The sequence below is a fragment of the Geodermatophilus sp. URMC 60 genome, from assembly GCF_053502585.1.
This window is the reverse complement of sequence record NZ_CP199958.1, coordinates 389,177-404,333: the sequence shown is the minus strand read 5'-3', so window position 1 is coordinate 404,333 and position 15,157 is coordinate 389,177. Positions and strand designations below refer to the sequence as shown.

General features: G+C 73.7%; 11 protein-coding genes. 7 read left to right on the top strand and 4 right to left on the bottom strand.

Annotation, left to right across the window (positions count from 1 at the left end; genetic code table 11):
• Positions 1–6: 6 nt before the first annotated feature.
• On the bottom strand, positions 7–1,800 hold the full coding sequence (locus tag ACWIX3_RS01980) for an acyl-CoA dehydrogenase (RefSeq protein WP_448610407.1): 1,794 nt from the start codon (positions 1,798–1,800) through the stop codon (positions 7–9).
• A gap of 201 nt (positions 1,801–2,001) precedes the next feature.
• On the opposite strand from ACWIX3_RS01980, the gene ACWIX3_RS01975 reads away from it, so the two are divergent.
• Together ACWIX3_RS01975 and ACWIX3_RS01970 are read left to right on the top strand one after the other, a co-directional pair.
• A complete protein-coding gene (locus tag ACWIX3_RS01975) occupies positions 2,002–2,478 on the top strand; it encodes a hypothetical protein (protein ID WP_448610406.1) in 477 nt (158 codons plus the stop codon).
• A gap of 151 nt (positions 2,479–2,629) precedes the next feature.
• A complete protein-coding gene (locus ACWIX3_RS01970) occupies positions 2,630–3,799 on the top strand; it encodes a zinc-dependent alcohol dehydrogenase (RefSeq protein ID WP_448610405.1) in 1,170 nt (389 codons plus the stop codon).
• A gap of 127 nt (positions 3,800–3,926) precedes the next feature.
• Here ACWIX3_RS01970 and ACWIX3_RS01965 read toward each other — a convergent pair whose 3' ends face one another.
• Together ACWIX3_RS01965 and ACWIX3_RS01960 are read right to left on the bottom strand one after the other, a co-directional pair.
• The gene (locus ACWIX3_RS01965; protein WP_448610404.1) at positions 3,927–5,855 is read right to left on the bottom strand and encodes a DHA2 family efflux MFS transporter permease subunit; all 1,929 of its coding nucleotides are present in this window, start codon (positions 5,853–5,855) and stop codon (positions 3,927–3,929) included.
• Positions 5,852–6,373 (bottom strand): MarR family winged helix-turn-helix transcriptional regulator, encoded by a 522-nt coding sequence (locus tag ACWIX3_RS01960; RefSeq protein ID WP_448610403.1) that lies wholly within the window; start codon positions 6,371–6,373, stop codon positions 5,852–5,854. The genes ACWIX3_RS01965 and ACWIX3_RS01960 overlap by 4 nt, the downstream gene beginning before the upstream one ends.
• 197 nt (positions 6,374–6,570) lie before the next feature.
• On the opposite strand from ACWIX3_RS01960, the gene hrpA reads away from it, so the two are divergent.
• A complete protein-coding gene (hrpA, locus tag ACWIX3_RS01955; RefSeq protein WP_448610402.1) occupies positions 6,571–10,521 on the top strand; it encodes an ATP-dependent RNA helicase HrpA in 3,951 nt (1,316 codons plus the stop codon).
• A 103-nt stretch (positions 10,522–10,624) separates the two neighbouring features.
• Here hrpA and ACWIX3_RS01950 read toward each other — a convergent pair whose 3' ends face one another.
• Entirely contained in the window at positions 10,625–10,990 is a 366-nt protein-coding gene (locus tag ACWIX3_RS01950; protein WP_448610401.1) for a hypothetical protein, read from the bottom strand.
• A 216-nt stretch (positions 10,991–11,206) separates the two neighbouring features.
• Here ACWIX3_RS01950 and ACWIX3_RS01945 point away from each other — a divergent pair, with 216 nt between their 5' ends.
• The 4 genes from ACWIX3_RS01945 (at position 11,207) to ACWIX3_RS01930 (ending at position 15,086) form a co-directional block, all read left to right on the top strand.
• Entirely contained in the window at positions 11,207–11,689 is a 483-nt protein-coding gene (locus tag ACWIX3_RS01945) for an ATP-binding protein (RefSeq protein ID WP_448610400.1), read from the top strand.
• A complete protein-coding gene (locus tag ACWIX3_RS01940) occupies positions 11,686–11,862 on the top strand; it encodes a hypothetical protein (RefSeq protein ID WP_448610399.1) in 177 nt (58 codons plus the stop codon). Before ACWIX3_RS01945 ends, ACWIX3_RS01940 begins: the two co-directional genes overlap by 4 nt.
• A gap of 438 nt (positions 11,863–12,300) precedes the next feature.
• On the top strand, positions 12,301–14,583 hold the full coding sequence (locus tag ACWIX3_RS01935; RefSeq protein ID WP_448610398.1) for a xanthine dehydrogenase family protein molybdopterin-binding subunit: 2,283 nt from the start codon (positions 12,301–12,303) through the stop codon (positions 14,581–14,583).
• Positions 14,583–15,086 (top strand): (2Fe-2S)-binding protein, encoded by a 504-nt coding sequence (locus ACWIX3_RS01930; protein ID WP_448610397.1) that lies wholly within the window; start codon positions 14,583–14,585, stop codon positions 15,084–15,086. The genes ACWIX3_RS01935 and ACWIX3_RS01930 overlap by 1 nt, the downstream gene beginning before the upstream one ends.
• Positions 15,087–15,157: the final 71 nt, after the last annotated feature.

The window sequence follows — 15,157 nt, the reverse complement described above, 5'->3', positions numbered from 1 at the left end:
GCCGGACTAGAGCCAGGCCTCGTCGGTGTCGAGCACCGTGCGGTCCAGTGACTCCAGCAGGTCGAACTGGGCGCGGGTGCGCGGCAGCTCCCAGCGCCAGAAGTAGCGGGCCGCCGCACGCTTGCCCTCGTGGAAGGCGTCGGTGGACCCCTCGCAGGCCAGCGCCTGCTCCAGCCACAGCCAGCCGACGACGAGGTGGCCGGCGGCCTCCAGGTAGACGCTGGCGTTGGCCAGTGCCAGGTCCGGGTCGCCGGCGCCCCACAGCGTGGCGGTCACCGCGCCCATCCGGGCCACGGCTGCGTCGAGGTCTGCGGCGAAGCCGGCCCACTGCGTGCCCGCGGCGCGGGCCGTCGTCGCGGCGATCGTCTCCCCGAGCAGCCGCAGCCCGGCCCCGCCCTGCGCGACCACCTTGCGGCCGAGGAGGTCCAGCGCCTGGATGCCGTTGGTGCCCTCGTGGATGGGGTTGAGCCGGTTGTCCCGGTAGAACTGCTCGACCGGGTAGTCGCGCGTGTAGCCGTAGCCGCCGTGCACCTGGATGGCCAGGTCGTCGGCGACCGGACCCCACTGCGAGGGCCAGGCCTTGGCGATCGGCGTCAGGGTGTCGAGCAGCAGGTGGGCGCGGGCGCGCTCCTCCTCGGTCTCGGCGGTCTGCTCCTCGTCGACCAGCCGGGCGCAGTAGAGGCCCAGCGCGAGGCCGCCCTCGGCGTAGGACTTCGCGGCCAGCAGCATCCGGCGCACGTCGGGGTGCTCGATGATCGGCACCCCCGGGCTGTTCGGGTCCTTGGCGCCGGCGCGGCGGCCCTGGGTGCGGGTCCGGGCGTACTCGAGGGCGTGCAGGTAGCCGGTGTAGCCGAGCACGGTCGCGCCCATGCCGACGCCGATCCGCGCCTCGTTCATCATGTGGAACATGTAGGTGAGGCCGCGGTGCGGCTCGCCCACGAGGTACCCGACGGCGCCGGGCCGCCCACCCGGGGTGTGCACGCCCTCGCCGAAGTTCAGCAGCGTGTTCGTCGTCCCCCGGTAGCCCATCTTGTGGTTCAGGCCGGCCAGGACGACGTCGTTGCGCTCGCCCAGAGACCCGTCCGGGTTCACGAGGAACTTCGGGACGACGAACAGCGAGATGCCCTTCACGCCGGGCGGGCCGCCGGGGATCTTGGCCAGCACCAGGTGGACGATGTTCTCGGTCAGCTCGTGGTCGCCGCCGGAGATCCACATCTTGTTGCCGGTCAGCCGGTAGGTGCCGTCGTCCTGCGGCACCGCCCGGGTGGTGATGTCGGCCAGCGAGGAGCCCGCCTGCGGTTCCGACAGCGCCATCGTGCCGAACCAGCGGCCCTCGATCTCCGGGCGCACGTACGTGTCGATCTGCTCGCGGCTGCCGTGCGCGAGCAGCAGGCGGGCGTTGCCCATGGTGAGGAACGGGTAGGCCGACGTCCCGACGTTGGCCGCCTTGAACCAGGCGAAGACCGCCTGGCCGACGACGTGCGGCAGCTGCATGCCGCCGTACTCCTCGTCGAACTCCCCGGCCATCAGCCCTGCCTCGACGAAGACGTCGAGCGCCTGCTTCACCTCGGGGATGAGCACGGCCTTGCCGTCGACCATCCGGGGCTCGTTCTCGTCGGCCTTCCGGTTGTGCGGCGCGAAGTGCTCCGTGGCGATCTGCTCGGCCAGGTCGAGCACCGCGTCGAAGGTCTCCCGGGAGTGCTCGGCGTAGCGCGGGCGCTTCACCAGGCCCTCGACGTCCAGCCACTCGTGGAGCATGAAGTCCAGGTCGCGGCGGGACAGGATCAACGACGAGCGCACGACGCCTCCGCAGCGGTTCGGCAGGGACCCGGGCTCCGTCCGCCCGGTGCCGCCACAGTAGGACGTCGTGGGGACGGCGGGCCGCGGGCCCGCGCGTCGGAGGACACGCCGGAGGGACGGACGGTCCCGTCCCGGACGTTGGTGCCGTCGTCGTACTGGGTAGCCCGCGTCCTCCACACGTCGACGCCGGGAGGACCCGACATGGCCGTGCCCAGGTTCCTCGACTCCCTGGTGGGAGCCGCCACGGAGGCAGGAGGGGCCCTGCTCGGCCGTCTCCAGCACGTGCGGTTGCCCGGCCTGGGGCAGTCGTCGGTCACCGAGGACCCCGAGACCGCCGCCCGCCGGTGGCGGGCGGTCACCGTGCTCCGCTCGCCGGAGCGGGTGGGGACCGGTGCGGACCTCCCCGCGCCGCTGGCCGCGCTCGGCGACCGCGTCGAGCTGCGCATCACGCCCGCGCCGGGCGAACGCGGCACCGAGCTGGCCGCCCGCTACCGCGACCGGCCCTCGGACGACGACCTGCGTGCCCTGCGCTCCGCGCTGCGGGAGGCCAAGCAGCTCATCGAGGTGGGCGAGGTGCTCCGCGTGGACCCGGCGCCGCACGGCGTCCGCAAGCCGACGCCCCAGGGCGCGGCGCTGGAGGGCGCGACGGCTCGCGCCGGGGGAGAGGGTGTGCTGTGAGCAGCTCTGGGATCGTGCCTGCCCCACCGGCCGGCAGCGGGCGGAGGAGGCCGAGCGGACGGGGAGTGAGCACCGCAGCGAGCCCTGCGAGCGAGGAGCGGAGCCACCGCGGGAGCGAGGAGCGGAGCCACCGCGGGAGCGAGGAGACATCGTGAGGGCGGCGACCTGGACCGGGGTGAACGAGGTCTCGGTGGAGACCGTGCCGGACCCGCAGATCCTCAACGACCACGACGTCATCCTGCGGGTGCGACGGACCACCACCTGTGGCTCGGACCTGCACCTGCTCGGCGGCTACATCCCGTTCATGCGGGCCGGCGACGTCCTCGGCCACGAGTTCATGGGCGAGGTCGTCGAGGTCGGCAAGGGCGTGCGGGACCGGAGGGTCGGCGACCGCGTCGTCGTCAACTCCTTCATCGCCTGCGGCAAATGCTGGTACTGCGAGCAGGAGCTCTACAGCCTCTGCGACAACGGCAACCCGAACCCCGGGATCACCGAGGCGCTGTGGGGCCAGAGCCCGGGCGGCTGCTTCGGCTACTCGCACGCGATGGGCGGCTGGGCGGGCAGCCACGCGGAGTACATCCGGGTCCCGTACGCCGACGTCGGCGCCTTCGTCGTCCCCGAGGGAGTGAGCGACGAGCGGGCGCTGTTCGCCTCCGACGCCGTCTCCACCGGCTGGATGGGTGCCGACCTGGCCGGCACCGGGCCGGGCGACGTCGTGGCCGTCTGGGGGGCCGGGGGCGTCGGCCAGATGGCGGCCCGTGCCGCGATGCTGCTGGGTGCGGAGCGGGTGTACGTCATCGACCGCCTGCCCGAGCGGCTGGCCCAGGTCCGCGAGCACGTGGGCGCGGAGACGATCGACTACTCGCGGACCGACGTCCTGGCCGAGCTGCGCGAGGTCACCGGCGGCCGCGGGCCGGACGTCTGCATCGAGGCGGTCGGCATGGAGGCGCACAGCTCCGGCGTCCAGGGCGCCTACGACCAGGTCAAGCAGCAGCTGCGGCTGCAGACCGACCGGCCCTCCGCCGTCCGGGAGGCCATCCTGGCCTGCCGCAAGGGCGGCAGCGTCTTCGTGCTGGGGGTCTTCGCGCTGATGGTGGACAAGTTCCCGCTCGGCGCGATGATGAACAAGGGCCTGACCGTGCGCGGCGCCCAGGTGCACGGTCAGCGCTACATGCCGCGGATCCTCGAGCACATGGCCCGCGGTGAGCTGACCACCGAGCACCTGGCCACCCACGTCATGCCGCTCGAGGACGCGGCGCGGGGCTACCAGATGTTCAAGGACAAGACCGACGGCTGCGTCCGGGCGGTCTTCACGCCGTGACACTGCCGCCGTTCCGGGCGGCACCGCGGCCAGGTGCCGTCCCCGGCCGGCTCTGACAGGACAGCGGCCCCTCCCGCACCTGCGGGAGGGGCCGCTGTCGTGTCGCCAGCGGGGTCGGACCCCGCCGTCAACGCGAGCGTGCGGACCCCGTCCCGCCGTCCTCCGGGTGGTCAGCGCGGATGGACGCCAGCCCGGTGGGCGCGCGACGCGTCGCCTCGTGCCTACTGCTGTGCCGTCGGGGGTGGCCGTTGCCCCCCGCGTCGGGCGCGGTGCCGTCGCCGTCGGCGCTGTCGGGGACGGCGTCCCCGGGCCGGCCGACCGGGGGCGCGGTGGACGTCGGGGCCGCGGCGCCGACCGCCTGCGTGGCCTGCTCGCCCGGCTCGTCGGCCGGTGGTCGCCCGGCGGTCTGCCGCGCCGCCTCCCGGGCGGCCTGGATGCCGGACTTGTTCGACAGCGCCAGCTGCGGCAGGAACAGGAACACGAAGAACCCGACGGCCGACACGCACGCGGCGATGAGGAAGACCAGGTCGATCGAGTTGGCGAAGCCGGTCTTGAACGGCAGCGCCAGGAACGACGGCAGGTCCTGGATGAACGAGGTGTCGGACAGGTCGGAACCGGCCTGCAGCTGGCCGCTCTGCAGCGCCTCGGCCACCCGCGGGTCGGTCGTCGCGGCCGAGGTCAGCGACTCCTCGATGTCCACCGGGAGGCGGCTGAACAGCACCGACAGGAAGACCGCGGTGCCGACCGTCGCGCCCATCTGCCGGAAGAACGTGACCGAGGAGGTGGCCACGCCCATCTGGCTCGGAGGCACGGCGTTCTGCACCGCGAGGACCGCGGGCTGGAAGTTGAAGCCGAGCCCGATGCCGAGCACGACCATGAACGGCACCAGCGCCCAGATCGAGGTCTCGGCGCCGACGACGAAGGACAGCGACAGCAGGGCGACGGCCATCAGCGTGGTGCCGGCCAGCGGGAAGACCTTGTACTTCCCGGTCTTGGAGATCGTGATGCCCGAGCTCATCGCGCCGATCATGATCCCGGCGACCAGGGGGATCATCTGCAGGCCGGCGATGGTCGCGCTCGAGCCGTGGACGATCTGCAGGTACTGCGGGAGCAGCAGCAGGCCGCCGAACATGCCCGCGCCGATCACCACGCTGCCGAGGCTGGCGATGGTGAAGCTGCGGTTGCCGAACAGGCGCAGCGGCAGCAGCGCCTCGTCGCGGTAGGCCCGCTCCGCCAGCACGAAGAGGACGAAGCCGACGGCGCCGATGGCGTAGCAGGTCAGGGCGCGACCCGACGTCCAGCCCCACAGCCGGCCCTGCTCGGCGACGACCAGCAGCGGCACGATGAACGTCACCAGGGCCAGCGCGCCCGGCCAGTCGATGCGGTGGTCGCGCCGCACGTGCGGCAGGTGCAGCACGCGGTAGACGGCGAGGAAGGCGAGCAGGCCGAGGGGCACGTTGATGAAGAAGATCCAGCGCCAGCCGGTCAGCCCCAGCAGCGAGGTCTGGCCGGCGAGGAAGCCGCCGATGACCGGGCCGAGCACGCTGGAGGTGCCGAACACGGCCATGAAGTAGCCCTGGTACCGGGAACGCTCCCGCGGCGGCACGATGTCACCGATGATCGCCAGGGCCAGCGACATCAGGCCGCCGGCACCGATGCCCTGGACCGCCCGGTAGGCGGCCAGCTGGTACATCGAGTCCGCGATGCCGCAGAGCACCGAGCCGATGACGAAGATGCCGATGGCGAACAGGTAGAAGGGCCGCCGTCCGTAGATGTCGGAGAGCTTCCCGTAGAGCGGGGTGGAGATCGTCGACGTGATGAGGAACGCCGTCGTCGCCCATGCCTGCAGGTCGTAGCCCTGCAGGTCGTCGGCGATGGTGCGGATCGCGGTCGCGACGACCGTCTGGTCGAGGGCCGCGAGGAACATCGCGACCATCAGCCCGGCGATGATCGTGAGGATCTGCCGGTGCGTGAAGGCGCCGTCCGAGCCGGGCGCGGAGGCCGCCGCCCGGGCGTCCCTCCGTTCGGCCGCGCTGGTGCGGGTGCTGTGGGTCATGACTTCTCTCTCGACGGGGCGGCGACCGGCACGGCGGCGGGCTCGGTGGGCAGTGACGCGGCGAGGCCGTCGAGCAGACGACCGAGCAGGTGGGTGAGGGCGGAGAGGTCCGCGGCCGGCCAGTCGGCCGTGACCCGGGCCAGGTGGGCCTCGCGCTCGGCGCGGAACTGGCCGAGGGCCGCGCGGCCGGCGTCGGTGACGACCAGCCGGCTCGCCCGCCCGTCGGTCGCGTCGGGGACGCGGTGGACCAGGCCCTGCTCGATCAGGGCGGCCACGTGCCGGCTGACCGTGGAGGGGTCGGCGTGCACCAACTCGGCCAGCGCACCCTGACGCAGCGGGCCGACTCGCTCCAGCGGGAACAGCAGGACCAGCGCCGCGCGGCCCTCCTGGGCCTGTCCGGCCTTGAGGGCGTGCACCAGCCGGACGAAGCGCGGCAGCTGCTCGCCGAGCGTGCGCAGGTCGGCGAGCCGGTCGTCGCCGGGTGAGGCGGGGCCCGGCACGGCGGGGGACGACGGCACGGGGGGCTCCAGGGGGGAGGGCGGGGACAGGAACACGTGCAAGGTACAAGCGCTTGTACCTATCAAGCAACGAGTTGTACGGCGCATGCAAGGCGACGCGGGCCACACCCGCCCGATCGGGTGCGGTGCGATCCTGGAGAACGCGCCGGCCCGCGCCTGTGGCTGCGCGGACCCCTACCCCGCCCGAGGAGACAGTCGTGACCACCCCGCCCGACGACCTGCGCGCGCGGCTGGCCGGCCTGACCCTCGAGGACGAGCACCGGCTGGGCCGCCGCCTCGACGGCACCCGCAAGACCCGGGACGCCGAGGCGAGGGCCCGGCAGCGGGCGCGGATCGCCGCCGACGTCGCGACCGCCGAGGAGCGCATCGCCGGCCGTCGCGCCGCCGTCCCGACGGTGCGCTACCCCGCCGAGCTGCCGGTCAGCGCGCGCCGCGACGACATCGCCGCGGCGCTGCGCGAGCACCAGGTGGTCGTCGTGGCGGGCGAGACCGGTTCGGGCAAGACCACCCAGCTGCCGAAGATCGCCCTCGAGCTCGGCCGTGGCGTGCGGGGCCGGATCGGGCACACCCAGCCGCGGCGGATCGCGGCGCGCACCGTGGCCGAGCGGATCGCCGAGGAGCTGCAGACCCCGCTGGGTGAGGTCGTCGGCTGGAAGGTGCGCTTCACCGACCAGGTCGGCGACGCGACGCTGGTCAAGGTCATGACCGACGGCGTCCTGCTCGCCGAGATCGGCCGGGACCGGCTGCTGCGCCAGTACGACACCCTGATCATCGACGAGGCGCACGAGCGCAGCCTCAACATCGACTTCCTGCTCGGCTACCTGGCCCGGCTGCTGCCGCGCCGTCCGGACCTCAAGCTGGTCATCACCTCGGCGACGATCGACGTCGACCGGATCGCGAAGCACTTCTCGGCCGAGGGGGCGGAGGTGCCGGTCGTCGAGGTCAGCGGGCGCACCTACCCGGTCGAGGTGCGCTACCGGCCGGTGGTCGACCCCGACGACCCGGACACCGACCCGGACCGCGACCAGGTCACCGCCATCGCCGACGCCGTCGACGAGCTGACCGCCGAGGGCCCGGGCGACGTCCTGGTGTTCCTCGCCGGCGAGCGGGAGATCCGCGACACCGCCGACGTCCTCACCGAGCGCTTCCCCTCCGTCGAGGTGCTGCCGCTCTACTCGCGCCTGTCGGCCGCCGACCAGCACCGGGTGTTCGCCCCGCACACCGGACGGCGGATCGTGCTGGCCACCAACGTCGCCGAGACCTCGCTGACCGTCCCGGGCATCCGCTACGTCGTCGACCCCGGCACCGCGCGGATCTCCCGGTACAGCTCCCGGCTCAAGGTCCAGCGGCTGCCGATCGAGCCGATCAGCCAGGCGTCCGCGCGGCAGCGATCCGGCCGCTGCGGGCGCACCTCCGAGGGCATCGCGATCCGGCTCTACACGGAGGAGGACTTCGAGAGCCGGCCGGAGTACACCGACCCGGAGATCCTGCGCACCAGCCTGGCCTCGGTGCTGCTGCAGATGGCCGCCCTGGACCTGGGGGACGTCGCGGACTTCCCGTTCATCGACCCGCCGGACCGCCGGGCGGTCGCCGACGGGCTGGCCCTGCTCGAGGAGCTCGGTGCGCTCGACGGCGCTGCCGAGGGGCGGGTCGGTGCGCTCACCCCCACCGGCCGCGCGCTGGCCGCCCTGCCGCTGGACCCCCGCATGGCCCGGATGGTCGTCGAGGCCGACCGGCGCGGCGTCCTGGAGGAGGTGCTGGTCATCGCCGCCGGGCTGACCATCCAGGACCCCCGCGAGCGGCCCACCGAGCACCAGCAGGCCGCCGACGAGATGCACGCCCGGTTCGCCGACGAGAACTCCGACTTCCTCGCCCTGCTCAACCTGTGGCGCTACGTGACCGAGCAGCAGGAGGACCTCTCGGGCAGTGCGTTCCGCCGCACCCTCAAGCGCGAGTTCCTGCACTACCTGCGCATCCGCGAGTGGCAGGACCTCTACGGCCAGCTGCGCAGCACCGCCCGCCGGCTGGGCATGGGCGTCGGCGAGCTCGCGACCGAGCCCGACGAGCGCGGGATCTCCGCCGCCCTGCTCTCCGGGCTGCTGTCCCACGTCGGCCTGCAGGTGGAGGACACCAGGAACAGCCGGGGTCGCGGCCGGGAGTACCTCGGCGCCCGCAACGCCCGCTTCGTGATCGCGCCGGGCACCCCCTTGGCCAGGAAGCCGCCGCGCTGGGTGGTCGCCGCCGAGCTCGTGGAGACCAGCCGGCTGTTCGCCCGCACCGTCGCCCGCATCGATCCCGAGGTCGTCGAGCGGCTGGCCGACCACCTGGTGAAGCGGCAGTACTCCGAGCCGCGCTGGGACGCCAAGCGCGGCTCGGTCGTCGCCACCGAACGGGTCACCCTCTACGGCATCCCCCTGGTCGTCGGCCGCCGTGTGCAGTACGGCTCGATCGACCCGGTCGTCTCCCGAGAGCTGTTCATCCGGCACGCCCTGGTCGCGGGCGAGTGGACGACGCACCACCGCTTCTGGCACGACAACCAGAAGACGATGCAGCGGGTCGCCGAGCTGGAGGAGCGGGCCCGCCGCCGCGACATCCGGGTGGACGACGAGACGCTGTTCGAGCTCTACGACGCGCGGATCCCGGCCGACGTCGTCTCCACCCGGCACTTCGACAAGTGGTGGAAGCGGGCCCGGCACGAGCAGCCGGACCTGCTCACCCTCACCCCCGAGATGCTCACCAACGCCGCGGCGGCCGGGCAGGTGCGGGTCGAGGACTTCCCCGACGAGGTGCCGCTGAGCCAGGGGCTGACCCTGCCGCTGTCCTACGCGTTCGCGCCGGGCACCCCGACCGACGGCGTCACCGTCGACGTCCCGCTGGCCGTCCTCGACACCGTTGCCGAGCGGACCTCCGGGGAGTCGCTCGCCTTCACCGTCCCCGGGCTGCGCGAGGAGCTGGTCACCGCACTGCTGCGCACCCTGCCCAAGCAGCTGCGCCGCGCTCTGGTGCCGATCCCCGACCGGGTGCGCGAGGTGCTGCCGCGCATCGCGCCCACCGAGCCGCTGCTCCCGGCGCTCGAGCGCGAGCTGCGCCGTGCCGCCGCCGTCGTCGTCCCCCCGGACGCGTGGGCGCCCGACCAGGTGCCCGACCACCTGCGGGCGACCTTCCGGGTGGTCGACGACCGGCACCGGCTGCTGGCCACCGGCAAGGACCTGCGGGCGCTCAAGGCCCAGGTCGCCCCGCAGGCCCGCGCCAGCCTGGCCACCGCGGCCGCGGACGTCGAGCGGACCGGGCTGACCTCGTGGTCGTTCGGCGAGCTGCCGCGCACCGTCGAGGTCCGCCGCGGCGGGCACGTGGTCACCGCCTACCCGGCCCTGGTCGACGAGGGGACGACGGTCGGCGTCCGCGTGGTCGCCACCGAGGTCGAGGCCGTCCGGCTGACCTGGCGCGGCGCCCGGCGGCTGGTGGTGCTCGTCGCGGGCTCACCCACCCGGCAGGTGGTGAAGGGGCTGTCGCCGGCCACCCGGCTGGCGCTCCAGTTCAACCCGGACGGCGAGATACCGAACCTGGTCGACGACTGCGTCGACGCCGCTGCCGACGAGCTGCTGGCCACCGCCGGCGGACCGCCGCGAGACGAGGCCGGGTTCGCCGCCCTGGTGCAGACCGCCCGGGCGCAGCTGCTGCCGCTGACCGCCGACACCGTGCGGCGGGTCGAGGCGGTGCTCGTGCAGGCCCGCGAGGTCGCCGTCGCGATCGGCGCGGCGCCCGGGCGCCGGGTGCCCGAGGCGGCGATCGCGGACCTGCGCCGGCAGATGGGCGGCCTGCTGCACCGCGGCTTCGTCGCCACGGCCGGACGGCGCCGGCTGCCGGACCTGGTGCGCTACCTCAGGGGGATGGTGCACCGGCTCGAGAAGCTGCCGGCCAACGCCGTGCGCGACGAGCTGTGGATGCAGCAGGTCGCCGCGGTCACCGCCGAGTACGAGCAGCTGCGGGCCAAGGTGCCGTCGACCGGGGCGCCGGAGGACCCGGTCGCCCGGGTCCGCTGGATGCTCGAGGAGCTGCGGGTGAGCCTGTTCGCGCAGAGCGTCGGCACCCCGCGGCCGGTGTCGGAGCAGCGGGTCTACAAGGCCATCGACGCGCTCACCGCCTGAGTGAGGCCCCCTGCCCCCCACCGCTCGCAGGCTCGCGGCGGGACCCTGCAGGGGGCCACGGACGGGGCCGGGTCCGGCCATCTCCGCGGAGATGGCCGGGAGGTCAGGCGTGCGCGCCGCGGGCGCGCTCGCGCAGCAGGGCGGAGATCCGCTGCCGGGTGACGCCGTACATGGCCGCGATCCGGTTGATGCTGACCTGCTCGGAGGCCAGGGCATGTGCCTGCTCGCGCCGCCAGGCGCCCCCTGCACTGGCGAGGGCTGCCATCACCGTGCTGATCTGCTCGACCACCAGCGGCCGGGACTCGGCGGTCACGATGTCCAGCCACGCCCGGCCGGAATGCCGCTCCTCGAGCAGCTTCTCGGCGCGGACGCGGGCGTCGCCGAGCTCGGCCATGCAGGAGTCCAGGACGGTCATGAGCTCGGTGAGCGCCCGAACGGCCGGGTCCGGCTGGGTGTGGTCGATCGACACGGGGCCCTCCGCCTCTGGTGGATGGGTGTAAGCAATCCAGTTGCCCACTATCCAGACAGGCGGGACAGAGTGCAAGGCCCGTGACGTGCAACAGGACACGCGGGCAACGGTCGTTGCAGTGGGCCGGGGCGCCCACTACGTTGCGTGCAACGGGGTCGCGCGGCATGGAGTCTGCGCCGTGCCACGCGCGGTCGGACCCTGGGCGAGGAGGAGCCGATGTCCACGCTCACGGCCACCGTCGACCTGAGACCGGTGCCCGCCAGCGTCCCGGTCGCCCGGCACCTGGTGCTCGACCTGCTGGGCGCCTGGAAGGCGCCGCACGACGCCGGTGACGCCGCGCTCCTCGTGACCGAGCTCGTCGCCAACGTGGTCGACCACGTGGCCGGCGAGGCCTCCTTCACCCTCGAGCTGTCGCTGTCGGAGGACTGGCTGCGCATCACGGTCGCCGACGGCTCCGCTCTCCGACCGGTCGTGCGGGAGTTCGAGGCCGACGCTCCGCGGGGGCGCGGCATGCGGCTGGTGGAGGGCATCGCCGACCGGTGGGGCGTCGAGGACCACGCCGACGGCAAGTGCGTCTGGTTCGAGGTCGCAGCTCGGCAGCCGGTGGAGCCGCGGCCGTCGCGCGGGGTCCGTGGGTTTGCCGACGACGGCTCCCGGGGACGGGCGGGAGGACCGACGACCGAGGAGGAGACGGCATGAGCGAGCCGGACGGCAACACCTACAGCGCGGGCGAGGGGCTCTCCGACGAGGAGATGGTGCGCACCGTCGCCGAGCAGACCGACAGCATCTCCGAGCACGCCGACGAGGCGGGCAAGGACTGGAACGGCGACGCCAGCAAGGCGCCCGACCCGAACGCCGACGCCGCCGGCTGACCTCCCGTCAGCAGACCCCGCCGGGCGTGGCCGACGGGTCACGCCCGGCGCCGGGTGACGCTGCGCCGGAGGGCGGGCCCCACCGGCCCCTCCAGGGTCCCGCCACGAGCCTGCCAGAGGTGGGGGCCTCCCGCTGCGAGCGGTGGGGCAGGAGTTCCCTCTCAGACTGCGGCCGGCACCGGCAGCGTCGTGAGCAGCCCGGCCATCGGGGGGTGTCGGTCCGCAGGTCGGCCAGCAGCGGGGCCACGGCGACGACGGCGGGCCGCTGGTCGAGGACGACGGCGACGACGGCGGCGACGAGGAGGAACGCGGCCCAGCGGGACCGCGTCGTCCCCTGATCGCCCATCCCGGTCGGCTCACCACGCGCCGGGCGAGTGGCGGAGAGGCGCTCGATCGTCGATAGTGGCCGCGGTCACCCACCGCACGGAAGGTGAGCGCATGAGCATCCTGGGTACGCGGGTCGTCCGCACGGAAGACCCGCTGTTCCTCACACGTGGTGCGACCTACACCGACGACCTGGCCGACGACCGGCTCGCCGGGGCGCTGCACGCGACCTTCGTGCGCTCCACCGTCGCCCACGGCCGGCTGCTGTCGGTCGACACCGCCGCCGCCCTGGAGGCGCCGGGTGTGGTCGCCGTGGTCACGGCCGAGGACGTCGCCGACCTCATCCCGATCCCACCGCCCTTCCCCTTCGTCAACCCCGCGATGACCCGACCGTGGTTGGCGTCGGACCGCGTCCGGTTCGTCGGCGACCCGATCGCCGTCGTCCTCACCGAGGAGCGGTACCAGGGCGAGGACGCCGCCGAGATGGTCGCCGTCGACATCGACCCGCTGCCCGCGGTGGTCGGCACCGCCGCGGCGGCCTCCGACGAGGTGCTGCTGTTCCCCGAGGCGGGCACCAACGTCATGGCCTCGTTCGGTGAACCCGCGCCGGCGGACTTCTTCGACGGCTGCGAGGTCGTCGTCACCCAGCCGATGGTCAACCAGCGGGTGGCGCCGGTGCCGCTGGAGAGCCGGGCCGCAGCCGCCGCCTGGGGGGAGGACGGCCGGGTCACCGTCTGGTGCACCAACCAGGGCGCCCAGCAGGCCAGGGGGCAGTTCGGGGACTGGCTCAAGATGGACCCCGACCTGATCCACCTGATCACCCCCGACGTCGGCGGCGGCTTCGGCGCCAAGATCGGCGCCGACCCCGAGTACGCCCTGATCGCCTGGCTGGCCAAGCACGTCGGCCGGCCGGTGCGCTGGGCGGAGAACCGGTCGGAGAACCTGATCGGCATGCTGCACGGCCGGGCGCAGGACCAGGTGGTCACCGTCGGGGGGCGCCGGGACGGGACGATCGAGGCGTACAGCCTCGTGGTGGACCAGGACTGCGGCTCCTATCCCCGGATCGGCACGGTGCTGCCCACCCTGACCATGCTGATGGCCCCCGGGGTCTACGGCTTCCCGCGGGTGCACGCCCAGGCGCGCGCACTGGCCACGACGACGACGTCCATCGGTGCCTACCGGGGCGCGGGCCGGCCGGAGGCGACCGCGGCCCTGGAGCGGGCGATCGACCTCTTCGCCGCCGAGATCGGCATGGACCCGGCCGAGGTGCGCCGGAAGAACCTGCTGCCGCCGTTCAGCGAGCCGCACACCACACCGATGGGCGCCACCTACGACAACGGCGACTACACCGCGGCCCTGGACAAGGCGCTCGACGCCGCGGGCTACACCGAGCTCCGGGCCGAGCAGACCCGGCGCCGGGAGCGGGGGGACGCGCGGCAGCTGGGCATCGGGATGTCGGTGTACGTCGAGATCACCGGAGCGGACAACGGCGCCGGCACCGGGGAGGCCGCCTCGCTCGAGGTCCACCCGGACGGCACGGCGACGGTGCTCACCGGTACCTCACCGCACGGCCAGGGGCACGCCACCGCGTGGGCGATGATCGCCAGCGACCAGCTCGGCATCCCGGTGGAGAAGATCACCGTCGTGCACGGCGACACCGACCGGGTCCCCCAGGGCGGCGGCACGATGGGGTCGCGCAGCCTGCAGCAGGGCGGCGCCGCGGTGCACCAGGCGGCCGGCGAGCTCGTCGAGCTGGCCAGGAAGCGGGCCGCGGAGAAGCTGGAGGTCGACCCCGAGGACCTGATCGTCGACCTGGGTCTCGCCGGGCTCGCCGTCCGCGGGACGCCGGGGACGGGGATCACGTTCGCCGAGCTGGCCGGTGACGAGCAGCTGCTGGTGCAGACCAGGTTCACCGCCGCGGCGCCGACGTTCCCCTTCGGCGCCCACGTGGTGGTCGTGGAGGTGGACGTCGAGTCAGGCAAGGCCGAGGTCGCCCGGCTGATCGCGGTCGATGACGCCGGCACCATCCTCAACCCCCTGCTCGCCGAGGGGCAGCGGCACGGCGGCTACGCCCAGGGGGTGGCGCAGGCGCTGCTGGAGGAGATCCTCTACGACGAGGACGGCAACCCGACGACCTCGACGCTGGCCGATTACCCGTTCATCTCCGCCACCGAGCTGCCCAGCTTCGAGCTGGTCGAGATGGCCACGCCGACCCCGATGAACGCGCTCGGCGCGAAGGGCATCGGCGAGGCCGGGACGATCGGCGCCACCCCGGCCGTGCAGAACGCGGTCATCGACGCCGTGGCCCACCTCGGCGTCCGGCACATCGACATGCCGACCACCCCGATGCGGGTGTTCCGGGCCATCCAGCAGGCCCAGGCCCAGGGAGGCAACTGATGCAGGTCTCGATCACCGTCAACGGGCAGCAGCGCACCGACGAGGTGGAGCCCCGGCTGCTGCTGGCGCACTACCTGCGTGAGGTCCGGGGCCTGAAGGCCACCAACCTCGGCTGCGACACCACCTCGTGCGGCGCGTGCACCGTCATCGTGGACGGGCTGTCGGTGAAGTCGTGCACGGTCCTGGCGGCCCAGACCGACGGCGCGCAGGTCACCACGCTCGAGGGCCTGGCCGGTCCGGACGGCGAGATGCACCCGGTGCAGAAGGCGTTCCGCGAGGAGCACGGCCTGCAGTGCGGGTTCTGCACCCCGGGCATGGTGATGGCCGCCATCGGCGTCCTGGCCGACAACCCCGACCCGACCGACCGCGAGATCCGGGAGGGGCTGGAGGGCAACCTCTGCCGCTGCACCGGTTACCACAACATCGTCCGGGCGGTCCGGACCGCGGCCGAGGCCGGCCCCGCCGCCGGTGAGGTCCCGCAGAGCCAGGAGGTGGCCCGATGACCGAGCTCGCGAGGGCCTCCAAGGGCACAGCATCCCGGGTCATGCGCCCGACGAGCGCCGGCGAGGAGTGG

Coding starts and splice junctions, on each gene's coding strand:
- ACWIX3_RS01965 (WP_448610404.1), bottom strand. CDS start 5,855: ATGACCCACAGCACCCGCACCAGCGCGGCCGAACGGAGGGACGCCCGG.
- ACWIX3_RS01935 (WP_448610398.1), top strand. CDS start 12,301: ATGAGCATCCTGGGTACGCGGGTCGTCCGCACGGAAGACCCGCTGTTC.
- ACWIX3_RS01945 (WP_448610400.1), top strand. CDS start 11,207: ATGTCCACGCTCACGGCCACCGTCGACCTGAGACCGGTGCCCGCCAGC.
- ACWIX3_RS01975 (WP_448610406.1), top strand. CDS start 2,002: ATGGCCGTGCCCAGGTTCCTCGACTCCCTGGTGGGAGCCGCCACGGAG.
- ACWIX3_RS01930 (WP_448610397.1), top strand. CDS start 14,583: ATGCAGGTCTCGATCACCGTCAACGGGCAGCAGCGCACCGACGAGGTG.
- ACWIX3_RS01940 (WP_448610399.1), top strand. CDS start 11,686: ATGAGCGAGCCGGACGGCAACACCTACAGCGCGGGCGAGGGGCTCTCC.